Genomic DNA, 1,095 nt, shown 5'->3' with positions numbered 1-1,095 from the left:
TCACGATGCAGAGACTCTCTTTATACTGCTCGCGCAGGGCGTTGAGGCGCAGGGCATACTCGCGAGCAGCAGCGGGATCATGGATAGAGCAGGGGCCGACAATGACCAGCAGGCGCTGATCGTCTCCGGCCAGAATGGCTTCCACTTCGCGACGGGCATCCAGCAGATTCTGGGCAATGGTATCGGTGATCGGAAACGCGTGTGCAAGCTCGCTCGGAGTGATCAGTGACTCCAGGCGACGGGTGCGCAATTCATCTGTGTGAATGGACATACAACTCAAGTCTCGAGTGGGTGGTGTCAGCCGCAAGGGGCGAAAAAGCAAAGAGATAAAATAAAGCAAAAGTCCCCTGATTGAAACCTTGGGGGGCTCTGATAGGATGTGAGGCCAAAATCGATTCCAAATGAGGTAGATAGCGTGGCAAAGCCAGGGGCAACCGGGGTCACCCGCATCATCAACGCAACCGGTTACAGCATGAAGGGGCTCAAGTCAGCCTGGATTAACGAGGCGGCTTTTCGGCAGGAGCTGATGCTGATCCTGTTGCTGATGCCACTTGCCTTCTGGCTGGGGGATTCTCTCAACCAGATCCTGCTGCTTATCGTCATCAGCTGGCTGGTGGTGATCGTCGAGATCCTCAACTCCGCCATTGAAGCTGTGGTAGACAGGGTTGGCTCCGAGCATCATGAGCTCTCCGGTCGCGCCAAGGATCTGGGCTCTGCCGCCGTCTTTATCGCGTTGGCCCTCAATGCCCTGGTGTGGGGCGCGCTGGTAGGCCGCAACCTGTTGGGGTGGTGGTAAGCCATCACGCTGCTTTGAGGTTCTGCTTCATACAAAAGCCCGTCATCACGACGGGCTTTTTGCTGCGCAGATAAGGGTCTATCAGTGGAGGATGCGGGCACGGATGGTGCCGTTGATCTCCTTGAGCTTGGCGAGCGCCTTCTCGCTGTGCTCGGTCTCCACGTCGATCACCACGTAACCGATATGGCTGCTGGTCTGCAGGTATTGACCGGCGATGTTGATCCCCTCTTCGGCGAAGATCTGGTTGATCTGGTTCATCACGCCCGGCTGGTTGCGGTGAATGTGCAGCAGGCGGCTGG

The 1,095-nt window shown here is 57.3% G+C and carries 2 protein-coding genes and 1 pseudogene; 1 reads left to right on the top strand and 2 read right to left on the bottom strand.

Translation table 11 applies throughout. The features are described 5' to 3' along the window. A pseudogene (locus tag DBR30_RS11075) lies at nt 1-271 on the bottom strand (3-deoxy-7-phosphoheptulonate synthase); the annotation flags it as partial. A 144-nt stretch (nt 272-415) separates the two neighbouring features. Between DBR30_RS11075 and DBR30_RS11070 the strand changes: the two are divergent. Beyond that, a complete protein-coding gene (locus DBR30_RS11070) occupies nt 416-796 on the top strand; it encodes a diacylglycerol kinase (protein ID WP_005337641.1) in 381 nt (126 codons plus the stop codon). Nucleotides 797-877: 81 nt separating this feature from the next. On the opposite strand, the gene DBR30_RS22080 is transcribed toward DBR30_RS11070, so the two are convergent. Continuing rightward, nucleotides 878-1,095: ACT domain-containing protein (locus DBR30_RS22080; protein ID WP_258224397.1), on the bottom strand; the 218-nt coding region annotated here is incomplete at its 5' end.

It is taken from the genome of Aeromonas sp. HMWF017, from assembly GCF_003061465.1.
GTDB lineage: Bacteria > Pseudomonadota > Gammaproteobacteria > Enterobacterales > Aeromonadaceae > Aeromonas > Aeromonas veronii.
Note: the sequence above shows the minus strand (reverse complement) of the source record. Positions and strands in the feature narration are given on the sequence as shown.